The organism is Ralstonia nicotianae (assembly GCF_018243235.1).
GTDB lineage: Bacteria > Pseudomonadota > Gammaproteobacteria > Burkholderiales > Burkholderiaceae > Ralstonia > Ralstonia nicotianae.
In genome coordinates this window covers 2,479,285-2,499,704 of record NZ_CP046674.1, presented here as the reverse complement: position 1 = coordinate 2,499,704, position 20,420 = coordinate 2,479,285, and the positions used below count along the sequence as shown (strand labels likewise).

At 67.5% G+C, this 20,420-nt stretch carries 19 protein-coding genes; 12 read left to right on the top strand and 7 right to left on the bottom strand.

The features are described from left to right. Window positions 1-17 precede the first annotated feature (17 nt). Genes GO999_RS11335 through GO999_RS11325 form a run of 3 tightly spaced genes read left to right on the top strand, consistent with a single transcriptional unit; the run spans window position 18 to window position 3,961 of the window. Complete coding sequence (locus tag GO999_RS11335) at window positions 18-1,454, top strand: sodium:proton antiporter (protein ID WP_016723268.1); 1,437 nt, start codon at window positions 18-20, stop codon at window positions 1,452-1,454. Between the two features lie 19 nt (window positions 1,455-1,473). After that, window positions 1,474-2,478, top strand: coding sequence for a 2-hydroxyacid dehydrogenase (locus GO999_RS11330; RefSeq protein ID WP_028852856.1), 1,005 nt, complete (start codon window positions 1,474-1,476; stop codon window positions 2,476-2,478). A gap of 10 nt (window positions 2,479-2,488) precedes the next feature. Then, window positions 2,489-3,961 carry a DNA recombination protein RmuC gene (locus GO999_RS11325; RefSeq protein ID WP_016723266.1) on the top strand — a complete coding sequence of 491 codons (1,473 nt, stop codon included), beginning with the start codon at window positions 2,489-2,491 and terminating at the stop codon, window positions 3,959-3,961. Between the two features lie 66 nt (window positions 3,962-4,027). On the opposite strand, the gene GO999_RS11320 is transcribed toward GO999_RS11325, so the two are convergent. The 5 genes from GO999_RS11320 to GO999_RS11300 form a co-directional block, all read right to left on the bottom strand. Then, window positions 4,028-4,306, bottom strand: coding sequence for a hypothetical protein (locus GO999_RS11320; protein WP_016723265.1), 279 nt, complete (start codon window positions 4,304-4,306; stop codon window positions 4,028-4,030). Window positions 4,307-4,504: 198 nt separating this feature from the next. After that, window positions 4,505-5,794, bottom strand: coding sequence for a molybdopterin molybdotransferase MoeA (moeA, locus tag GO999_RS11315; RefSeq protein ID WP_118872322.1), 1,290 nt, complete (start codon window positions 5,792-5,794; stop codon window positions 4,505-4,507). A 24-nt stretch (window positions 5,795-5,818) separates the two neighbouring features. After that, entirely contained in the window at window positions 5,819-6,433 is a 615-nt protein-coding gene (mobA, locus tag GO999_RS11310; protein ID WP_016723262.1) for a molybdenum cofactor guanylyltransferase MobA, read from the bottom strand. A 21-nt stretch (window positions 6,434-6,454) separates the two neighbouring features. Next, a complete protein-coding gene (gene moaA, locus GO999_RS11305) occupies window positions 6,455-7,576 on the bottom strand; it encodes a GTP 3',8-cyclase MoaA (protein WP_011000991.1) in 1,122 nt (373 codons plus the stop codon). 191 nt (window positions 7,577-7,767) lie between these two features. Next, entirely contained in the window at window positions 7,768-10,812 is a 3,045-nt protein-coding gene (locus GO999_RS11300) for an Rne/Rng family ribonuclease (protein WP_019717862.1), read from the bottom strand. 712 nt (window positions 10,813-11,524) lie between these two features. On the opposite strand from GO999_RS11300, the gene GO999_RS11295 reads away from it, so the two are divergent. Genes GO999_RS11295 through GO999_RS11280 form a run of 4 tightly spaced genes read left to right on the top strand, consistent with a single transcriptional unit; the run spans window position 11,525 to window position 14,790 of the window. Further along, window positions 11,525-12,571, top strand: a complete 1,047-nt coding sequence (locus GO999_RS11295; RefSeq protein WP_028852860.1) for an RluA family pseudouridine synthase — start codon at window positions 11,525-11,527, stop codon at window positions 12,569-12,571. After that, on the top strand, window positions 12,552-13,211 hold the full coding sequence (locus tag GO999_RS11290) for an HAD-IIIA family hydrolase (RefSeq protein ID WP_016723259.1): 660 nt from the start codon (window positions 12,552-12,554) through the stop codon (window positions 13,209-13,211). The genes GO999_RS11295 and GO999_RS11290 overlap by 20 nt, the downstream gene beginning before the upstream one ends. Beyond that, on the top strand, window positions 13,204-13,620 hold the full coding sequence (locus GO999_RS11285; RefSeq protein WP_011000995.1) for a Rieske (2Fe-2S) protein: 417 nt from the start codon (window positions 13,204-13,206) through the stop codon (window positions 13,618-13,620). Before GO999_RS11290 ends, GO999_RS11285 begins: the two co-directional genes overlap by 8 nt. 33 nt (window positions 13,621-13,653) lie before the next feature. Beyond that, window positions 13,654-14,790, top strand: coding sequence for a S49 family peptidase (locus GO999_RS11280; protein WP_028860386.1), 1,137 nt, complete (start codon window positions 13,654-13,656; stop codon window positions 14,788-14,790). A 15-nt stretch (window positions 14,791-14,805) separates the two neighbouring features. Here the strand turns inward: GO999_RS11280 and GO999_RS11275 are convergent, their stop codons facing one another. Then, window positions 14,806-15,537 carry an SAM-dependent methyltransferase gene (locus GO999_RS11275; protein ID WP_211906231.1) on the bottom strand — a complete coding sequence of 244 codons (732 nt, stop codon included), beginning with the start codon at window positions 15,535-15,537 and terminating at the stop codon, window positions 14,806-14,808. 3 nt (window positions 15,538-15,540) lie between these two features. After that, window positions 15,541-16,137, bottom strand: coding sequence for a Maf-like protein (locus GO999_RS11270; RefSeq protein WP_211906230.1), 597 nt, complete (start codon window positions 16,135-16,137; stop codon window positions 15,541-15,543). A gap of 199 nt (window positions 16,138-16,336) precedes the next feature. On the opposite strand from GO999_RS11270, the gene GO999_RS11265 reads away from it, so the two are divergent. The 5 genes from GO999_RS11265 to fabD all read left to right on the top strand — a co-directional run bounded on the left by GO999_RS11265 (window position 16,337) and on the right by fabD (window position 20,419). Then, entirely contained in the window at window positions 16,337-16,876 is a 540-nt protein-coding gene (locus tag GO999_RS11265; protein WP_016723254.1) for a YceD family protein, read from the top strand. Window positions 16,877-16,990: 114 nt separating this feature from the next. Further along, a complete protein-coding gene (gene rpmF, locus GO999_RS11260) occupies window positions 16,991-17,170 on the top strand; it encodes a 50S ribosomal protein L32 (RefSeq protein ID WP_011001000.1) in 180 nt (59 codons plus the stop codon). Between the two features lie 204 nt (window positions 17,171-17,374). Further along, a complete protein-coding gene (plsX, locus tag GO999_RS11255; protein WP_111374760.1) occupies window positions 17,375-18,439 on the top strand; it encodes a phosphate acyltransferase PlsX in 1,065 nt (354 codons plus the stop codon). Window positions 18,440-18,476: 37 nt separating this feature from the next. After that, entirely contained in the window at window positions 18,477-19,457 is a 981-nt protein-coding gene (locus tag GO999_RS11250; protein ID WP_016723252.1) for a beta-ketoacyl-ACP synthase III, read from the top strand. Window positions 19,458-19,489: 32 nt separating this feature from the next. Beyond that, window positions 19,490-20,419, top strand: a complete 930-nt coding sequence (gene fabD, locus GO999_RS11245; protein WP_011001003.1) for an ACP S-malonyltransferase — start codon at window positions 19,490-19,492, stop codon at window positions 20,417-20,419. The last annotated feature ends 1 nt before the right edge of the window (window position 20,420 follow it).

The window sequence follows — 20,420 nt, the reverse complement described above, 5'->3', positions numbered from 1 at the left end:
TCCATCCGGCGCGCCGGATGGCGCTGCTTTCGGAGAACGCTTTCGTGAAACGCCTCTGGCCCCTCGCTTTCCTGCTGTTCTGTCATCTGGCGCGGGCCGCCGATATCAACGGTGCCGAGCTGTCGCTGGGCTGGGGCGTGCCGTTCGCGGGCATCCTGCTGTCGATCGCGGTGGCACCGCTGCTCGCGCCCAGGCTTTGGCATGCGCACTACGGCAAGGTGGCGGCGCTCTGGGCGCTGATCCTGCTGGTGCCGTTCGGCATCGTGTTCGGCGTGGAGGCGGCCGTGGCCTGCGTCGTGCACGCGGCGCTCGGCGAATACATTCCGTTCATCGTGTTGATCGCGGCACTGTACGTCGTGGCCGGCGGCATCTGCGTGCGCGGCAACCTGCATGCCACGCCCCGGCTCAACACCGGCCTGATCGCGCTGGGCACCGGCCTGGCCAGCATCATGGGGACGACCGGGGCGGCCATGCTGCTGATCCGTCCGCTGCTGCGCGCCAACGAGGCGCGCCGGCATCGCGCGCACGTGGTGGTGTTCTTCATCTTCCTGGTTGCCAATGCCGGCGGCGCGCTGACGCCGCTGGGCGATCCGCCGCTGTTCCTCGGCTTCCTGCAGGGCGTGGACTTCTTCTGGACCGCCGCCAACCTGTGGCGCGAGACGCTGATGATGTGGGGCCTGCTGCTGGCGGTGTTCTTTGCGATCGACAGCTACTACTACCGCATCGGCCGGGAAGCGCTGCCCAACCTCACCGACGCCTCGCCCGACGACGCCGGCCCCCTGCGCTTCGAGGGCATGGTCAACTTCGTGCTGCTGGCCGGTATCCTGGGCCTGGTGCTGATGAGCGGGCTGTGGAAACCCGGCATCGTTTTCCACGTGATGGGGACCGAGGTGCTGTTGCAGAGCGTGGCGCGCGATGTCGGCCTGGTGGCGCTGGCCTTCGCCTCGCTGCGGCTGACGCCGGCCACGGCGCGCGCGGGCAACGCGTTCAACTGGGCGCCGATCCTGGAGGTCGCCAAGCTGTTTGCCGGCATCTTCATCACCATCGGCCCGGTCATCGCCATGCTCAAGGCCGGCGTGGACGGGCCGTTCGCCGCCGTCGTGCGGCTGGTCAACGACGGCGCCGGCCAGCCCGACAACGCCATGTACTTTTGGGCGACCGGACTGCTGTCATCGTTCCTCGACAATGCGCCGACCTACCTGGTGTTCTTCAACACCGCCGGCGGCGACGCGCGGATGCTGATGGCCGAAGGCGCGTCCACGCTGGCCGCGATCTCGGCCGGCGCGGTGTTCATGGGGGCCGGCACCTATATCGGCAATGCGCCCAACCTGATGGTCAAGGCCGTCGCCGAGAGCCGTGGGCTGCAGATGCCCAGCTTCTTCGGCTACATGCTGTGGTCAGGCGTCATCCTGGTCCCGATCTTCGTCCTGATGACCTTCGCTTTCTTCCGATAACCGCACGGTATTGCTGCGTATGAAACCCGGAATCCTTGTCACCCGCGCGATCTTTCCCGAAGTGCTGGCGCGGCTGCGCGAGACCTTCGACGTGGCCGACAACCAGGCGGATGCGGTCCATCCGCCCGAGGCATTGGCCGAGCGCCTGCAGGGCCGCGTGGGCCTGCTCGCCAACGCCGCCGATGCCATCAACGCCGACCTGATCGCCCGCGTGCCGACCCTGCGCGCGGTCGCCAACATGGCGGTCGGCTACAACAACCTGGACCTGCCGGCGATGACCCGCGCGGGCATTCTCGCCACCAACACGCCGGACATCCTGACCGAGACCACCGCCGATTTCGGCTGGGCACTGCTGATGGCGGCCGCGCGGCGCGTGCCGGAATCGGAGCGCTGGCTGCGCGCGGGCCACTGGAAGCGCTGGACGTACGACATGTTTCTCGGTGCCGAGGTCCATGGCAGCACGCTGGGCATCCTCGGCATGGGGCGCATCGGCCAGGCGCTGGCGCGGCGCGCGAGCGGCTTTTCGATGCGCGTGATCTATCACAACCGCAGCCGGCTGTCGCCCGAGATCGAGCGGGACACCCGCGCCACCTACGTCGGCAAGGACGAACTGCTGGCCCAGGCCGACCACCTCGTGCTGGTGCTGCCGTATTCCAGTGAGAGCCATCACGCCATCGGCGCGGCGGAACTGGCGCGCATGAAGCCGACCGCCACGCTGGTCAACCTCGCGCGCGGCGGCATCGTCGACGACGCGGCGCTGGCGCGGGCGCTGGCCGAAAAACGCCTCTTCGCGGCCGGGCTGGACGTGTACGAGGGGGAGCCGGCGGTGCATCCGGCTCTGCTGGAGGCCGAGCCTGTCGCACTGACGCCGCATATCGCCAGCGCCACGCACGGCACGCGGCTCGGCATGGCCAACCTGGCCGCCGACAACCTGATTGCCGCGCTGGGCTTCGGTCCGCGCGCCGGGCAGCCGCCCAATTTGTTGAACCCGGAGGCGCTGTCGGTACGGCGCGCCTCCGCCTGATCGGAAACCTATGGACTGGATGGTATTACTGACGTTGCTGGGCGTGGCCGTGGTGGCCGTGCTGTGTGTGTTGATCTGGCGCAGCGTATCGCGCCCGGCCGACAGCGATATGGCGCCGATGCTGGCGGCGCTGCGCGATGAGCTGGCGCGCGGCAACGAGCGCATCGAGCGCGAGCTGCGCGGCGCGATCGGCGAGACCGCGCGCATCGGCCGCAGCGACGTCTCGCAGCAGCTCGGGCAGTTCCAGCAGGTGCTGGCCACGCAACTGACCAGCGTCGCCACGGTGCAGAACAACCAGATCGACACCTTCGCCCAGCAGCTGACCAAGCTGACCGAGTCGAATACGCAGCAACTGGAGGCCGTGCGCCAGAACCTGCAGCAGCAGGCCCTGCAGGCCCGCGAAGAACAGGCCGGCGCGCTGCGCCGCTTCGGCGAGACCATGCAGCAGCAACTGGCGCAGCTGGCCGACGGCAACGAGCGGCGGCTGGCCGAAGTGCGCGCCACGCTGGAGCAGAAGCTCAAGGACATCGAGGCCAACAACGCGACCAAGCTCGACGAGATGCGGCGCACCGTCGACGAGAAGCTGCATGCCACGCTGGAGCAGCGCCTGGGCGAGTCGTTCAAGCTGGTGTCCGACCGGCTGGAGCAGGTGCATCGCGGCCTGGGCGAAATGCAGGCGCTGGCGCAGGGCGTCGGCGACCTGAAGAAGGTGCTGACCAACGTGAAGACGCGCGGCACCTGGGGCGAAGTCCAGCTCGAGATGCTGCTGGAGCAGATGCTGACACCCGAGCAGTACGACAAGAACGTCGAAACCGTGCGCGGCACCGGCGCGCGGGTCGAGTTCGCCATCCGCCTGCCCGGCAAGACCGATGCGGACCGCGAGGCGACTGTCTGGCTGCCGATCGATGCCAAGTTCCCCAAGGAACAGTACGAGCGTCTGCTCGATGCGCAGGAGCGCGCGGACGCGGAGGGCGCCGCCGTGGCCAGCCGCGAGCTGGAGGCGGCCGTGCGCAAGGAAGCGCAGACCATTCACGAGAAGTACATTGCGCCGCCGGCCACCACCGACTTCGCCATCCTGTTCCTGCCGACCGAGGGTCTCTATGCCGAGGTGCTGCGCCGCCCCGGCCTGACCGACGAGCTGCAGCGCAAGTTCCGCGTGACGGTGGCCGGGCCGACCACGCTGACGGCCATCCTCAACAGCCTGCAGATGGGCTTCCGCACGCTGGCGCTGGAGAAGCGCTCCAGCGAGGTCTGGCAGGTGCTGGGCGCGGTCAAGAGCGAGTTCGGCAAGTTCGGCGACGTGCTGGCCGCGACCAAGAAGACGCTGGAGCGCGCGGTCAGCAACATCGAGCAGGCCGAAGTCCGCACGCGCCAGATGAACCGCAAGCTCAAGGCGGTGGAAGCCCTGCCGAGCGATTCCGCGCAGACGCTGCTGGGGCTGGAGACGGCGCCGTTGCAGGACGACGCAGCCGAGGCGGATTGAACCAAAACGAAAGGGGCGGAAATTTCCGCCCCTTTTTTCGATGCGTGGATCGCGCTGCTGCCGTTTTCAGATTTCGTCCGGAACGTCGCGCAGGACGATCTCGATGCCGCCGAAACGCGCGGCCACCCAGTTGTAGGCGCGGCATGCCAGCCAGAGCGCGCCGAAGCCGACCAGCGCGTTGAGGATCAGGCCGCTCAGGACCACGATCGTCGGCAGTTCGCCGTAGCGGACGAATCCCACGAAGAAGAACAGCGCCACGACCGGCAGCGAGAAGCACAGATACACCAGCACCAGTGCACGCGCGGTGTGGGCAGGGTGAAGGTAGGCAATCTCCTTGGTCATCATGGCGTCAAGCAAATTGAGAGCAATCAAATTGGCGCAAAGTGTAGCGAATCGACCGACCCGCCGATACCCGCGCCCCGGGGGTGACGCAAAAAACCGACAGCCGGCGCCGCTGCAGGTAGCGTAAGGATCGCGTGGACGCCCGCCAGCGCTGGGTTGGCGGGTATCCGCATGCCGGCGCGGCCGGGTTCGGGCGGTCGCTCAGATCAGCCCGTCGAACAGCAGCAGTTGGACGGTGTCGCCCGCGTTGACCGGCCCTTGCTCGTGGGCGAGCACGACAAAGCAGTTGGCCTCGCTCATCGAGCGCAGCACGCCGGAGCCCTGCTGGCCGGTCAGGCGCACCTCCAGTTGCCCGCTGCCGTTGAGTGCAGCAATGCCGCGCTGGTATTCGGTGCGGCCGGGCCGCTTGCGGATCGGCGCCGCGCTGGTGGCCGGCACCAGCGGCGCGCCGGTCTCGGCCGCGCCCATCATGCGCAGCAGCGCGCCGCGCACGAAGTGGTAGAACGTCACCATCACCGCCACCGGATTGCCGGGCAGGCCGAACAGGACAGCGCTGCGGCCGTTCGAGGCGATTCGGCCGAAGGCCATCGGCCGCCCCGGGCGCATGGCGATTTTCCAGAAGGTCACGTCGCCCAGCTGCGCCATCATCTGCTTGGTGAAATCCGCTTCCCCGACCGAGACCCCGCCGGACGTGATGATCGCATCCGCGTTTTCGGCCGCGCTGCGGAACGTCGCTTCCATCGCGCCGGGGTCGTCGCGCACCACGCCCATGTCGATCAGCTCCACGCCCAGGTGCGACAGCATGCCGTGCAGCGTGTAGCGGTTCGAGTCGTACACGCAGCCGGCGTCCAGCGGCTCGCCGATGGAGCGCAGTTCGTCCCCGGTCGAGAAGAAGGCCACGCGCAGCCGCCGGCGCACCGGCACCTCGGCGACGCCGAGCGAGGCCAGCAGGCCGATGTCGGCCGGGCGCAGGACGCGGCCGGCGGTGAGCGCCGCGCTGCCCTTGGCGAGGTCTTCGCCGCGCAGGCGGCGGTTGTCGCCGGCGCGGACGGCATCGCGGGCAAAGCGCACCGTGGCGGCATCGCCCTGCGTGAATTCCTGCGGGATGACCGTGTCGCAGCCGGCCGGCATCACGGCGCCGGTCATCACGCGCAGGGCTTCGCCCGGGCCGGGCGCGCCGTCGAAGGCGGTGCCCGCGTAGGCGGTGCCGATCACGCGCAGCGCGAGGTCGTCACCGCTGCCGCCGTCGCGCGACAGCTCCGCGCCGGCAAAGGCGAAGCCGTCCATCGCGGAGTTGTCGTGCGCCGGCACGTCAATCGAGGACAGCACGTCTTCGGCCAGCACGCGGTCCAGCGCGCTGCGGATCGGCACGCGGGCCACGCCCGTCACCGGCTGCACGAAGTCGCGCATGATGGCTTGAGCCTGCGCCACGGGCAGCGCGTTCGGATCATAGTCGGACAGACAGGAGACGACAGAGGCTAGGGTGGTCATGGGAGGGCGGCGGCGCCAGCGGTGCTAGCGCCGTTCGGCGAGCTGGCGCAACTCGGCCAGCGTGTTGATGTTGGCAAAGGCGGCGGCATCGTCGAAGACGACCTCGACGCTCGGGTGGCGCGCGGTCCACGCATCGATCTTGCGGCCGCCCTGCTGCAGGTAGGTGATCAGGTCGTCGGCGAGGGCGGCATCGATCAGGCAGAACACCGGCTGCACTTGGCGACGCGGCCGGCCGTTCTCATCCGGCTCCAGCGTGACCGGCATCGCAATGCGCGCCCCGGCTTCGGCCAGCGCCGTCGAGAGCCTTGCGGCCAGGTCGGTTGGCACGAAAGGCGAGTCGCACGGCGCGGTCAGCAGGTAGGGTGTCTGGCATTGCTCGAGTCCCGCCAGGATGCCGGCCAGCGGCCCGGCAAAGTCGGGCACGGCATCCACCACCACCGGCACGCCGAACGACTCGTAGGCGGCCAGATTGCGGTTGGCATTGATCAGCACGTGGCCGACCTGCGGCGACAGGCGCATCAGCGCATGCATCGCCATCGGTGCGCCGTTGAACACCTGCAGGCCCTTGTCGACGCCGCCCATGCGGCTGCCCCGGCCGCCGGCCAGGATCAGGCCGGTGATGTCGGAAGTCGGAATCATGTGGAGGGATGCCGGCAACGTTCAGCCGCCGATATAGGACATTTCGATGCGCCGGCCGGTCGGCGGGGCGGTGCCGCTCGCGCGCAGTTCGGAATAGCGGTCCGTGCGGGCCTGCCAGACGGTGCGGATGGCGTTGGACACCTCCAGGTCGGACGCCCCGCCGCGCAGCAGGGCGCGCAGGTCGAAGCCCTGGGTGGCGAACAGGCACAGGTAGAGCTTGCCTTCCGTCGACAGCCGCGCACGTGTGCAGTCGTGGCAGAACGCCTGGGTGACGCTGGAGATCACGCCGATCTCGCCCGCGCCGTCCGCATAGCGCCAGCGCTCGGCCGTCTCGCCTGCGTAGTTGGCCGACAGCGGTTCCAGCGCGAACGCTGCCGACAGCCGCCGGATGACTTCGGCCGACGGCACCACCGAGGCCATCTCCCAGTGGTTGGTCACGCCCACGTCCATGTATTCGATGAAGCGCAGGATGATGCCGCTGTTCCGGAAGTGCCGCGCCAGCGGAACGATCTGGTCGTCGTTGTCGCCTTTCTTGACCACCATGTTGATCTTCAGCGGCGCCAGCCCGACGCGCTGCGCGACTTCGATGCCGTGCAGCACTTCGGCGACGGCAAAGTCGACATCGTTCATGCGTCGGAAAGTCGCATCGTCGATGGCATCCAGGCTCACCGTCACCCGCGTCAGGCCGGCGTCCTTGAGCGCCTGGGCCTTGCGGGCGAGCAGGGCGCCGTTGGTCGTCAGGGTCAGGTCCAGCGGCTTGCCGTCGCGGGTGTTCAGGCGCGCGAGCATCTCGACGAGTCGCTCGATGTCCTTGCGCAGCAGCGGCTCGCCGCCGGTCAGGCGGATCTTTTCGACACCGTGCTCGATGAACAGGCGGACCATTCGCTCGATTTCCTCGAACGACAGGAGTTCGCTGTGCTGCAGGAAGCGGTAGTCCTTGTCGAATACGTCCTTCGGCATGCAGTAGATGCAGCGGAAGTTGCAGCGGTCGGTGACGGAGATGCGCAGGTCGTGCAGGCGGCGACCGTACGTATCGGCCAGCCAGCCTTGCGCGGGCACGAGCGTGTCCGGTACGGCAGGCACCGTGGCGCGATGGTGCTGGCCGTCGCGCAGGTCGTAAAGGGGGATGACGGTTTCGGTCATGACGTGATGCAGCGCAGTGGGCCGGCTGATGCGGCGGCCACGCGCGTAGACAACTCCGAGTGTAGCGCACCCCCTCGTTTTGCGCGGGGGTCGCCAACCCGGCATGGTGTGCAGCGCACAGAAAAAAGGGCGGCCGAAGCCGCCCTCAGGCAATGCGTCGGCGGCTGGGCCGCCGGGGTCCCGCTGGCTGATTACTGGTCGGCGCCGTCCGTCGGACGGCTGGTTTCGACCAGGACCATCGGCCCCTGCTGGATCGGCGGCAGCGGCTTGCGCTCGCGCGGCACGCGCGGCGGCGTGACGGTGCGGGCGGCGTCTTCCTTCGCTGCCTGCAGCTTCTGCTCGTCGGTGTGGACCCACGTCATGCCGGCATCGGCCACCACGGCCTGCAGCGTGCCGATCGGCAGCGCCGGAGCCTTGGCCACCGTGCTGGCCACCGGTGCCGGCACTTCGGCAAGGGCCGTCACGATGGTGTCCGCGGCCGTTTCCGCCGGGGGCGTTGCTGCCACCACCGCAGCGACCGGCTCGGCCGGCTGCGCGGCCGGCAGCGTCGGGGCAGGCGTCACAGCCTCGGCGGCCTGCACCGGTTCCTGCACGACCGGCGCAGCGGTTTCGACCGGTGCCGGCGTTTCCACCGGCTGCACCGGCGCTGCCACGGTTTCGTGCTGCACCGGGGCTGCAGGCTGTGCGGCTTCCACCGCGGGCGGGGTCTCCACTGCCGGCTCGCCGGCTGCGGTCTCGCCCTCGCCCTCACTTTCGCCCTCGCCTTCGGTGCGCACGCCTTCCGCGCCCTCACGGTCACGGCGATAGCGATTGCGGCCACGGCGGCCGCGGCGACGGCGCTCTTCGCCTTCACCGCTGCCTTCCGCGTCCGGTGCTGCAACCTCGGCAGTGATTGCTTCGGCAGGCACGGTGGTGTCCAGCAGCGTTTGCGGGACCTGGGCGGCTGCGGTCGGATCGATCAGGCCTTCCACCGCAGTTGCGGCTGCGGCGCTGGCACCTTCCTTGGCCTGCTGCGTGTCGCGCTCGCGGCCTTCACGGTTGTCGCGGCTTTCGCGCGGTTCACGGCCCTCACGCGGTTCACGGCCCTCGCGGCCTTCGCGCGGTGCGCGCTCGCGGCGTTCCTGGCTGCGTTCGCGGCGGCCCTGGCCTTCGCGTGCTTCCTGGCCCTGCTGCGGCTGACGTGCCTCGACCGTTTCGCGCTCGGCGGTTTCTGCCGGCTGACGGTTGCGGTCGCGGCCGCCGCGCTGGCCTTCGCGTTGACCTTCACGCTGGGCCTGGCCCTCGCGGGCTTCGTTGCGGCCGCCGTCGCGGCCTTGGCCCTGACGCTGGCCGTCGCGGCCGGCTTGTTGCTGGCCCTGGCGTTCACCACGCTCCCCGCGCTGGCCGGTGCGGCCGCCGCGGTCCTGGCGGTTGCCGCGGTCGCGGCGGTTGCCGTCTTCAGCGCGCTTGGGCGTCTCGACGGGCGCGGCGACCACCGGCTCGGCCGGCTTGCCGCCAAACAGCGACTTCAGCCACGACACGAACCCGCCCTGTGCGGGCACCGGGGCCGGGGCCTGCGAGGCGGCCGGAGTCGCCTCGGCGCGGGCCGGCCGCTCGGAACGCGGCACCGACACCGGCGCCGGCTGTTCCGGCGTGATGCCCTTGACCGCCGCTTCCTGGCGCGGTTTGGCCGCTTCCTTGCGGGTGCTGTAGGCGGTGTCGGCCTCCAGTTCCTTGGCGGCTTCCTCGGCCATCTTGTAGCTGGCCTTGTTGTCGTCCAGGCGCGGATCGTCGTGACGCAGGCGCTCGAGCTTGTAGTGCGGCGTTTCCAGGTGCTTGTTCGGGATCAGCAGCACATTGACCTTGAAGCGCGTCTCGATCAGGTTGATGTCCGGGCGCTTCTCGTTGAGCAGGAACGCAGCCACTTCCACCGGCACCTGGCAGTGGATCGCGGCCGTGTTTTCCTTCATCGCCTCTTCCTGGATGATGCGCAGCACCTGCAGGGCGGACGATTCGGTATCGCGGATATGGCCCGTGCCGTTGCAGCGCGGGCAGGTAACGTGCGAGCCTTCGGACAGCGACGGACGCAGGCGCTGGCGCGACAGCTCCATCAGGCCGAAGCGGCTGATTTTGCCCATCTGCACGCGGGCGCGGTCATGGCGCAGCGCGTCCTTCAGGCGGGTCTCCACGTCCTTCTGGGCCTTGCTCGACTCCATGTCGATGAAGTCGATCACGATCAGGCCGCCCAGGTCGCGCAGGCGCAGCTGGCGGGCAATCTCATCGGCTGCTTCGAGGTTGGTACGCAGCGCGGTTTCCTCGATGTCGGCGCCCTTGGTGGCACGCGCCGAGTTCACGTCGACGGCGACCAGCGCTTCGGTATGGTCGATCACGATGGCGCCGCCGGACGGCAGCATCACCATGCGCGAATACGCCGATTCGATCTGGTGTTCGATCTGGAAGCGCGAGAACAGCGGAACGTCGTCGCGGTACTTCTTCACCCGATTCATGTTGTCGGGCATCACCACGCTCATGAAGGCGCGGGCCTGATCATAGATATCGTCGGTATCGATCAGGATCTCACCGATGTCCGGCTGGAAGTAGTCGCGGATGGCGCGGATCACCAGGCTCGATTCGAGATAGATCAGCAGCGGCGCCTTGTTCTCGACCGCGGCGCCGTCGACCGCCTTCCACAGCTGCATCAGGTAGTTCAGGTCCCACTGCAGCTCTTCGGCCGAGCGGCCGATGCCGGCGGTGCGGGCAATGATGCTCATGCCTTCCGGAACCTGCAGCTGCGCCATGGTTTCGCGCAGTTCCTGACGGTCTTCGCCTTCGATCCGGCGCGACACGCCGCCGCCGCGCGGGTTGTTCGGCATCAGCACGAGATAGCGGCCGGCCAGCGAGATGAAGGTGGTCAGGGCCGCGCCCTTGTTGCCACGCTCTTCTTTTTCCACCTGGACGATCAGTTCCTGGCCTTCGGCCAGCGCGTCCTGGATGCGGGCGGTGCGCACATCCACGCCGTTCTTGAAGTAGGCGCGGGCGACTTCCTTGAAGGGGAGGAAACCGTGCCGCTCTTCGCCGTAATTGACGAAGCAGGCTTCCAGCGACGGTTCGATGCGGGTGATGACACCCTTGTAGATGTTGCCTTTGCGCTGTTCGCGCCCGGCGGTCTCGATGTCGATGTCGATCAGTTTCTGGCCATCGACAATGGCGACGCGCAATTCTTCTTGCTGCGTCGCATTGAACAACATGCGTTTCATTGTTACCTCACTCCAATGCCGTGCGTACACGGCGCTGCATGGAGCACGCGCAGGCGGAGCGGGTGGTCAACGAATTGCCGGGGTGTCGGCCGACAAAAAACGGCGCGACGGGGCGCGGGCGAAAGAAATGAGGACGTCACGGGGCAGGGCGAGGCTCGCGTATGCGATTGGCGTCCTGTCACTCGCGCCGGGCCTTCGCGTTGTGCGGTCGGGCCAGCGGCGGCGAGTCGCGTGAAGCGACCACAAAGAGCGGATTGACGGACGGCCTGTCCGGGCGGAACCCGCGGCGGGGTGATCGGGCGGCATGCTGCTTGTTAGAGTTTTGCCGCCGGACCGCCATGGCAACGCGGTAACCGGATGGTCAGCCGGCCGGCACCAACTTTGGTGCGGCAAGGGCTTCTTTCACCAAGCGGGCGCCGTATGGATGTCCATTGGCGCCCGCCTTGAATTCTGTTCTACCAGCTGCTCGTTCCTCGCTGGCCGATGTTGCCGACGTGATCTTTGGTTCACGTCCTGCGCGATGGGACAACGGTGCGTGCTGCTTTTTCCGTACCGATCAGGACCGGCCACGTGTTTAGCTTTGTAACACACTTGGGCGGAGGATCGGCATGTTCCGGACGGAAACGGTGGCTGTGTACAATACCTGTTGTTTCGTCCCGACCGGCTCTTGCTGGCGCATAGACAACTGTCCAGCGAGAAAATTATATTGAAAATGAATGAGTTACGCCATCCATTTGATGGCCGCATTCAAGCGGCGGTGCGCGAGGCACTCGACGGCAAATCGGTCGCCTACGTTGAAATCGGCGAAGACGCGCAAGGGCAGCGGATCGACAACTTTCTGATGCGCTTGGCCAAGGGCGTGCCCAAGAGCCACATTTACCGCATCCTGCGCTCCGGCGAGGTGCGCGTGAACAAGGGCCGCATCGACGCGGAATACCGTCTGAACCTCGGCGATCTGGTGCGCATCCCGCCGCTGCGCATCGCCCAGCAATCGCCCGGGCAGGCCGAGGCAGCGCGTGCCGTGCCGGCCGCCGAATTCACGATTCTCCACGAAGATACGCACCTGCTGGTGATCGACAAGCCGGCCGGCGTGGCCGTGCATGGTGGTTCCGGCGTGGCGTTCGGTGTCATCGAGCAACTGCGCCGGTCGCGTCCGGAAGCGAAATTCCTCGAACTGGTGCACCGGCTGGATCGCGAGACCTCCGGCGTGCTGCTGCTGGCCAAGAAGCGCTCGGCGCTGGTTGCGCTGCACGAGCAGATCCGAGAAGGCCAGCTGGACAAGCGTTACTTTGCCGCCGTCAAGGGCGTCTGGCCGCATCAGCGCCAGCACATCAAGGCCCCGCTGTTCAAATACAGCACGCCGGAAGGCGAGCGGCGCGTGCGCGTGCAGGCCGACGGGCAGCCGTCGCACACGGTGTTCAACAGGGTGGGGGTGTTCGGCCCCTACACGCTGCTGGAGGCCGAGCTGAAGACCGGCCGCACGCACCAGATCCGCGTGCACCTCGCGCACGCCGGCTTCCCGATTCTCGGCGACGACAAATACGGCGATTTCGCGCTCAACAAGGCGCTGTCGCGCGCGAATGCGTCGCCACGGCTGGCCCGCATGTTCCTGCATGCGCACACGCTGCGGCTGACCCATCCGCAGAGTGGTGAAATCGTGACCTTCAAGGCACCGCTGCCGGCCGAGTGTGCCGCGTTCCTCAACGCGTTCTCCCCGCAGGATCCCGATCCCGATTCCGATGCCGCAGCAGCGCTTTGACCTGATCGTCTTCGACTGGGACGGCACCCTGATGGATTCGACGCCGGCTATCACCCGGTCGATCCAGCTGGCGTGCCGCGATCTCGGCCTGCCGGTGCCGGACGATGCGCATGCCCGCCACGTGATCGGCCTGGGCCTGCGCGATGCGCTCGAGTACGCGGTGCCGACGCTCGATCCGGCCGACTACGGCCGGCTGGCCGAGCGCTATCGCTTCCACTATCTCAACCGGGACGCGCAACTGGTGCTGTTCCCGGGCGTGCGAGAGATGCTGGAGGCGCTGCGCAAGCAGCACTACCTGCTGGCCGTGGCGACCGGCAAATCGCGCGTCGGTCTGCAGCGGGCACTCGAGACGACCGGCCTGATCGGCGTGTTCGACGATACGCGCTGTGCCGACGAGACCTTCTCCAAGCCCCATCCGGCCATGCTGCTGGAGCTGACCCGCGAGCTGGGCATGGACGTGGAGCGCACCGTGATGGTCGGCGACACCACGCACGATCTGCAGATGGCCGCCAACGCCGGGGCCGCCGGGGTGGCGGTCTCCTACGGCGCGCATCCGGCCGATGTGCTGCACGCGCTGGACCCGCTGTTCTGCGCCGGATCGGTCACCGAACTGCATCGCTGGCTGGCCGACCATGCCTGATTCCGCCGTGCCGACCGAGCCCGTGCGCATCTGTGCCGGCGCCGATCTGCTGGACGGCGGCCTCGGCGTGCGCTTTCCTGTTGAGGTGCGCGGGCGCCCGATGGGGGCATTCGTGGTGCGCTACGCAGGCGGTGTCCACGGTTATCTGAACCAGTGCGCCCATGTCCCGATGGAAATGGACTGGCAGGAAGGCCAGTTCTTTGAAAGCTCGGGCCTGTACCTGATGTGCGCGACGCACGGCGCGATCTACGAGCCCGATACCGGCCGCTGCGTCGGGGGACCGTGCCGGGGTGCGCATCTGACCAAGCTCGACGTCGCCGAGCGCGATGGCGACGTCTGGTGGCGGCCCGACGCGCTGTGCCGCCTGCCCGCCGCGCCCGACCCCGCCCCGGTACCGCCGGCGGCCTGACAACGACTCTCTTCGACTGCATTGTCCTAGTCCATGACCGATCCGACCCCGCCGAAATCGCCGGAAGAAGGCGCCGGCAAGCCCGATGAACTGGAGTTCACGCACCAGGCGGACCATCCGCTGGAGGCCGAGCTGCGCGATGCCGCTGCCGGCAAGCCGGCGTCCAGGCCCGGTCTGTTCGGCCGCTTCCGACATGGCGAGAGCGGCGCGCCGCGCGCATCGGGCGCCCCCGCCGGCTGGGAGCGCGACGTACTCGAGCGCGTCCTCCTGGCGGCGATCCGCGAGCAGCGCGCCGCCCGCCGCTGGCGCATCTTTTTCCGCTTCGTGACGCTGGGCATCATCGGCGGGCTGCTGTATCTGTTCGCCAGCTTCGAGGGCGAGACCGTCAGCTCCGGCCGCCATACCGCGCTGGTGACGCTCGATGGCGAGATCGCCGCCAACACCAACGCCAGCGCCGACAACATCAACGCCTCGCTGGAAGCCGCGTTCGCCGACGACAACACCGCCGGGGTGATCCTCAAGATCAACTCGCCGGGCGGCTCGCCGGTGCAGGCCGGCATGATCAACGACGACATCCGCCGCCTGCGCGCCAAGTACAAGAACATTCCGCTGTATGTGGTGGTCGAGGAGATGTGCGCCTCGGGCGGCTACTACGTGGCCGCCGCTGCCGACAAGATCTATGTCGACAAGGCCAGCATCGTCGGCTCGATCGGCGTGCTGATGGACGGCTTCGGCTTCACCGGCCTGATGGACAAGCTGGGTGTGGAGCGGCGCCTGCTGACGGCCGGCACCAACAAGGGCATGCTCGACCCGTTCTCGCCGGTGGCCCCGCAGCAGCGGCAATTCGCTCAGGCGATGCTCGACGAGGTGCACCAGCAGTTCATCGATGTGGTCAAGCAGGGGCGCGGCAGCCGCCTGAAGGACGATCCGCAGCTGTTCTCCGGCCTGTTCTGGACCGGTGCCAAGGCGGTCGATCTGGGCTTGGCGGACGGTATCGGCGGCACCGATTTTGTCGCCCGCAACATCATCAAGGCGCCGGACTTGGTCGACTACACGGTCAAGGAGAACTTCGCCGAGCGCGTGGCACGCAAGTTCGGCACGGCCATGGGCGCAGGGGCCATCAAGGCGCTGGCCGCGACCGGCCAGCTCAAGCTCCTGATGCAGCAGTAGGGGCGGCGCGGCGCCTCAGCGCGCCAGCAGCGAGAAGATGGTCGGCCGCTTGTGCAGGGCCAGCCGATCCGGGCGCCAATCGCCCACCGGCAGGGTCACCACCTGCTCGCTGGGCAGCGTCAGGTCCACCGCCACCGAAAGCAGCGTGCCCGGCGAGCAAGCTGCCTGGATCGCCTCCAGCAGTGCGCCGTTGCGGTAGGGCGTCTCGATGAACACCTGGGTCTGCCCCGCCGCGCGCGACGCCTGCTCCAGCGCGCGCAGCTTGCGCACACGTTCGCCCGCATCGACGGGCAGATAGCCGTTGAACGCGAAGCTCTGGCCGTTCAGGCCGGAAGCCATCACCGCCAGCAGGATCGAGCTCGGTCCCACCAGCGGTCTCACGCGCACGCCGTGTCGATGCGCCAGCCGCACCAGGTTCGCCCCGGGATCGGCCACCGCGGGCACGCCGGCCTCCGACATCAGTCCGCCATCGCGCCCGCCGACCACTGGTGCCAACAGGGCTTCCAGCTCCGATTCCGGCGTCTTGACGTTGAGCTCACGGATCGTGATGTCCTGCAGTGCGTGCGTCAGCGGCGCGGTTTCGGCCAGCTTCTTCAGCAGGGCGCGCGCCGTCTTGGCGTGCTCGGCGACAAAGTAGTCGAGCCGCGCGGTGATCTGTTGGACGCCGGCGGGAATCACCTCCGGCAGCGGATCGTCGGCGTCGCGCAGGCCGAGCGTGTTGGGGATCAGGTAGAGCGTGCCGGCCATGGCTTACGCGAACAGGGGGTAGTGCACGTTGCGCAGCATGGTGGTCAGCGCGATCAGCGGCAACCCGACCAGCGCGGTCGGATCTGGCGATTCCACGCGTTCCAGCAGTGCAATGCCCAGTCCCTCGGACTTCGCGCTGCCCGCAACGTCATAGGGGTGCTCCAGGTGCAGGTAGGCATCAAGCTCCTCGTCGGAGAGGCTCCGGAACGTGGCCAGCGTCCTGACGTCCTCGCTCTGGTGCTGGCCGGTGCGTCCGTCGTAGAGGCACAGCGCGGAATGGAATGTGACGGTGCGTCCGCGCATCCAGTGCAGCTGCGCCAGCGCGCGTGCATGGTCGCCCGGCTTGCCGACCTGCTTGCCGTCCAGCGTGGCGACCTGGTCTGAGCCGATCACCAGGGCGCCCGCATGCGCCGCGGCGACCTTCTCCGCCTTCTGCCGGGCCAGGCGCAGCGCGGTCTGGTCGGGCGATTCGCCGGGCGCGGGCGTCTCGTCGACCGCCGGCACCACGATCTCGAACGGCAGGCGCAGCCGTTCGAGCAACTCCCGGCGGTAAGGCGAACTGGACGCGAGAATCAGCGGCGGACGCATGGCGTGGGTCATAAGTGCTTGAAGATGCAGTGGATTTTGTGCGAAAACCTTTTGACGCCAGAGGTTTTTGCCCGTTATAATCCCGCGTTTCGCGGTTTGGCCGCGCAGTGTCGCAAACCGGGCGCCCGCGCGCAAGATGCGGGGAAGGTCTGGCGAAGCGGCGTGCACCAGGGTTTTTGCGCGGCAGCGAGGCGTTCAGCGGGTTCGATCTGTGAATTTTCGTGCATTCGATCTTTTCGCGTTCATCCGCGGCGGCGAGCAGGTGAGCGGTAGTCTCGGCTTGGCCGAGATGCCGCGCCTGCTGGCTGAGCAGGCTGCCGATGTGTCTACCGATGCGGGCAACCTCTTCCGCTGGCGGATGCAGGGTGTCATGCGCGACGAAGCGGTCGCCGCGGGTCAGTCGCCTCGTCAGCGTCTCTTCGTCGATCTGGAGGTGGGTGGCGCCGTGTGGCTGCAATGCCAGCGTTGCCTGCATGCCTATGAGCAGCCGCTGTCGGTGCGCACGCGCCTGGAAGTCGTTCGTTCGGAGTCGGAGGCCGATGCGGCCCCGCTGGACGACGACGAGGCGGATGTCATCGTCGGTTCGCGCGACTTCGACCTGATCTCGCAGATCGAAGACGAGCTGCTGCTGGCGTTGCCGGTGTCGCCGCGTCACGAAACCTGTCCGGACGCGGTGGAGCCGGAAGCGGCGGAAGCCGAGAAGAAGCCGTCGCCGTTCGCGGTGCTGGCAAACCTGAAGACAAAACATTAGGCATGCGCAAGCTTTGCGCGTGCCGATGGCGGTACGTTTCACACGCCTACCGGAATGGCTACGCTCCGGCTCCGTGTGATGTGATAAAATTGATCAAATTGCTTAGGAGTCATCATGGCTGTTCAACAAAACAAGAAGTCGCCGTCCAAGCGCGGCATGCATCGTTCGCACGACTTCCTCACCTCGGCCCCGATCGCTGTCGAGGCGACCACGGGTGAAGTCCACCTGCGTCACCACGTGAGCCCGAACGGCTACTATCGCGGCCGTAAGGTCGTCAAGACCAAGAACGACTGATGCGGTTTGCCAGTCTTCTGGCAAGCGTGTTGGGTTGGTCTGAACGCACCGGTTCATGATGCAAGCAAAAAAGCGGCAAGCCAATTTGCCGCTTTTTTGTTGATCGGGGTCCGGCGAATCGCGTACCGCACTGTGCACCGAGTTGTGTAGCATGGGCGCGCGCGCCATTGGCCTGAAGCACGTGAAACCGCACATCAGACTCGCATGACCATCAAGCTTGCCATCGACTGCATGGGTGGCGATCACGGCGTTGCCGTGACGATCCCAGCAGCGATCCAATTTCTCGCCGCACACGAAGACGTCGAAATGCTGCTTGTCGGGCAGCCCGATGTCATCGCGGCGGAGCTCAAGCGACTTCACGCCACGGCGCACTCCCGCATTCACGTCGTCGCCGCCTCCGAGGTGGTGTCGATGGACGATCCGGTTGAGGTCGCGCTGCGCAAGAAGAAGGACTCTTCGATGCGCGTGGCCATCAAGCAGGTCAAGGACGGCGCCGCGCAGGCATGCGTGTCTGCCGGCAACACCGGCGCCCTGATGGCCGTGTCGCGCTATGTCCTGAAGACGCTGGACGGCATTGATCGTCCGGCCATCGCCACCGCCATTCCCAATGAGAAGGGCGCAGGCACCACCGTGCTCGACCTCGGCGCCAATGCCGACTGCGAGCCCGCGCACCTGCTGCAATTCGCGCAGATGGCGTCCGCCATGGTGTCGGTTGTCGAACACAAGCCGCGTCCCACGGTCGGTCTGCTCAATATCGGCGAAGAGGTCATCAAGGGCAACGAGGTCGTCAAGCAGGCGGGCGAACTGCTGCGCGCGTCCGATCTCAACTTCTTCGGCAATGTCGAAGGCAACGATATCTTCAAGGGCACGACCGACATCGTCGTCTGCGATGGCTTTGTCGGCAACGTGGCGCTCAAGAGCACCGAGGGCCTGGCCAAGATGATCGGCGCGATGCTGCGCGACGAGTTCAGTCGCTCGTGGTTCACCAAGCTGCTGGCGATAGTGGCGCTGCCCGTGCTGACGCGCTTCAAGCGCCGGGTCGACCACCGCCGCTACAACGGCGCGGCGCTGCTCGGCCTGCGCGGGCTCGTCATCAAGAGCCACGGCTCGGCCGATGCCTATGCGTTCGAGTGGGCGATCAAGCGCGCCTACGATGCCGCGGCCAATGGTGTGATTGCCCGCATCGCGCAGGCATTCGAATCCCATCATGACCCGGCGGGCGCCGCGGTGCCGCTTTCCACCTCCGCTCCGGCCGCCGACGCCGCATAAGGGCGTCGTACCGGGTCACACGATTCCCACATCACACATGACACGTTACGCAAGGATCATCGGCACGGGCAGCTATCTGCCGCCCAAGCGGGTCACCAATCACGAGCTGGCCGCCCAGCTGGCCGAGCAAGGCATCGAGACGAGCGACGAATGGATCGTCACGCGCAGCGGCATCCGCGCGCGCCATTACGCCGAGCCTGATGTCACGTGCAGCGACCTGGCCGTGAAGGCCGCCGAGCGCGCCATCGAAGCCGCCGGCATCGATCGCGCCGAGATCGACCTGATTCTGGTGGCGACGTCCACGCCGGACTTCGTCTTCCCCAGCGCCGCCTGCCTGGTGCAGCAGAAGCTGGGCCTGTCCAACCACTGCGCGGCGTTCGATCTGCAGGCCGTGTGCTCGGGCTTCGTCTACGGGCTGGCGACCGCCGACAAGTTCATCCGCGCCGGCGGTTACCGCAACGCGCTGGTGATCGGCGCGGAAGTCTTCTCGCGCATTCTCGATTTCAATGACCGCACCACGTGCGTGCTGTTCGGCGACGGCGCCGGCGCGGTGGTATTGCAGGCATCCGACGAGCCCGGCATTCTGTCGACCGCCTTGCATGCCGATGGCAGCCATGCGGATATCCTCTGCGTGCCCGGCAACGTGGCCGGCGGCGCGATCAAGGGCAGTGCCTTCCTGTACATGGACGGGCAGGCGGTCTTCAAGCTGGCCGTCAACGTGCTCGACAAGGTGGCGCGCGAAGCGCTGGCGCTGGCGGAGGTCGAGTCCTCGCAGATCGACTGGCTGATCCCGCACCAGGCCAACATCCGCATCATGCAGGGCACCGCCAAGAAGCTCGGTCTGCCCAGCGAGCGCATGGTGGTGACGGTCGATGAGCACGGCAACACGTCGGCCGCGTCGATTCCGCTGGCGCTGGACGCCGCCGTACGCGACGGGCGTATCCAGAAGGGCCACCATGTGCTGCTCGAGGGCGTGGGCGGCGGCTTCACCTGGGGTGCCGCGTTGCTGCGCTTCTGACCGAATTTCGAGAAAAGACAACCAAACGCGCCATGACATTCGCTTTCGTTTTTCCCGGCCAGGGTTCGCAATCGGTCGGCATGCTCAATGCGTTTGCCGATCATCCTGTCGTCGCCGCCACGCTGGCGGAGGCCTCCGATGCACTGGGCCAGGATATCGGCAAGCTGATCGCTGAAGGCCCGGCCGATGAGCTGAACCTGACCACCAATACGCAGCCGGTCATGCTGACCGCCGCCGTGGCGGTGTACCGCGCCTGGCAGGCTGCCGGCGGTCCGACGCCGGCCGTGGTGGCCGGTCACAGCCTGGGCGAGTATTCTGCACTGGTCGCCGCCGGAGCGATCGCGTTCAAGGATGCCGTGCCGCTGGTGCGTTTCCGCGCCAAGGCGATGCAGGAGGCCGTGCCGGTCGGCGAGGGCGGCATGGCCGCGATTCTCGGCCTGTCGGATGACGACGTGCGTGCCGCCTGTGCCGAGGCATCGAGCGCCGGCGTGGTGGAGGCCGTCAATTTCAATGCGCCGGCCCAGGTGGTGATCGCGGGGGCCAAGGCTGCGGTCGAAAAGGCTTGCGAGATCGCCAAGGCCAAGGGCGCCAAGCGCGCGCTGCCGCTGCCCGTGTCCGCGCCGTTCCACTCCTCGCTGCTGAAGCCGGCGTCGGACCGTCTGCGGGAATACCTGTCCGGCGTGGCGGTCGGCGCGCCGGCCATCCCGGTCATCAACAACGTCGATGTGGCGTTGGTGAGCGATCCCGCCGCCATCAAGGATGCGCTGGTACGCCAGGCCGCTTCCCCGGTGCGCTGGGTCGAGACCGTGCAGAAGATGAAGGCCGACGGCATCGCCCGCGTGGTCGAATGCGGGCCGGGCAAGGTGCTCGCAGGTCTCACCAAGCGCATCGACGGCGACATTGTCGGCGATGCGATCTTCGATCCGGCTTCGCTGGAAGCCGTGCTGGTTCAACTCAAATAAC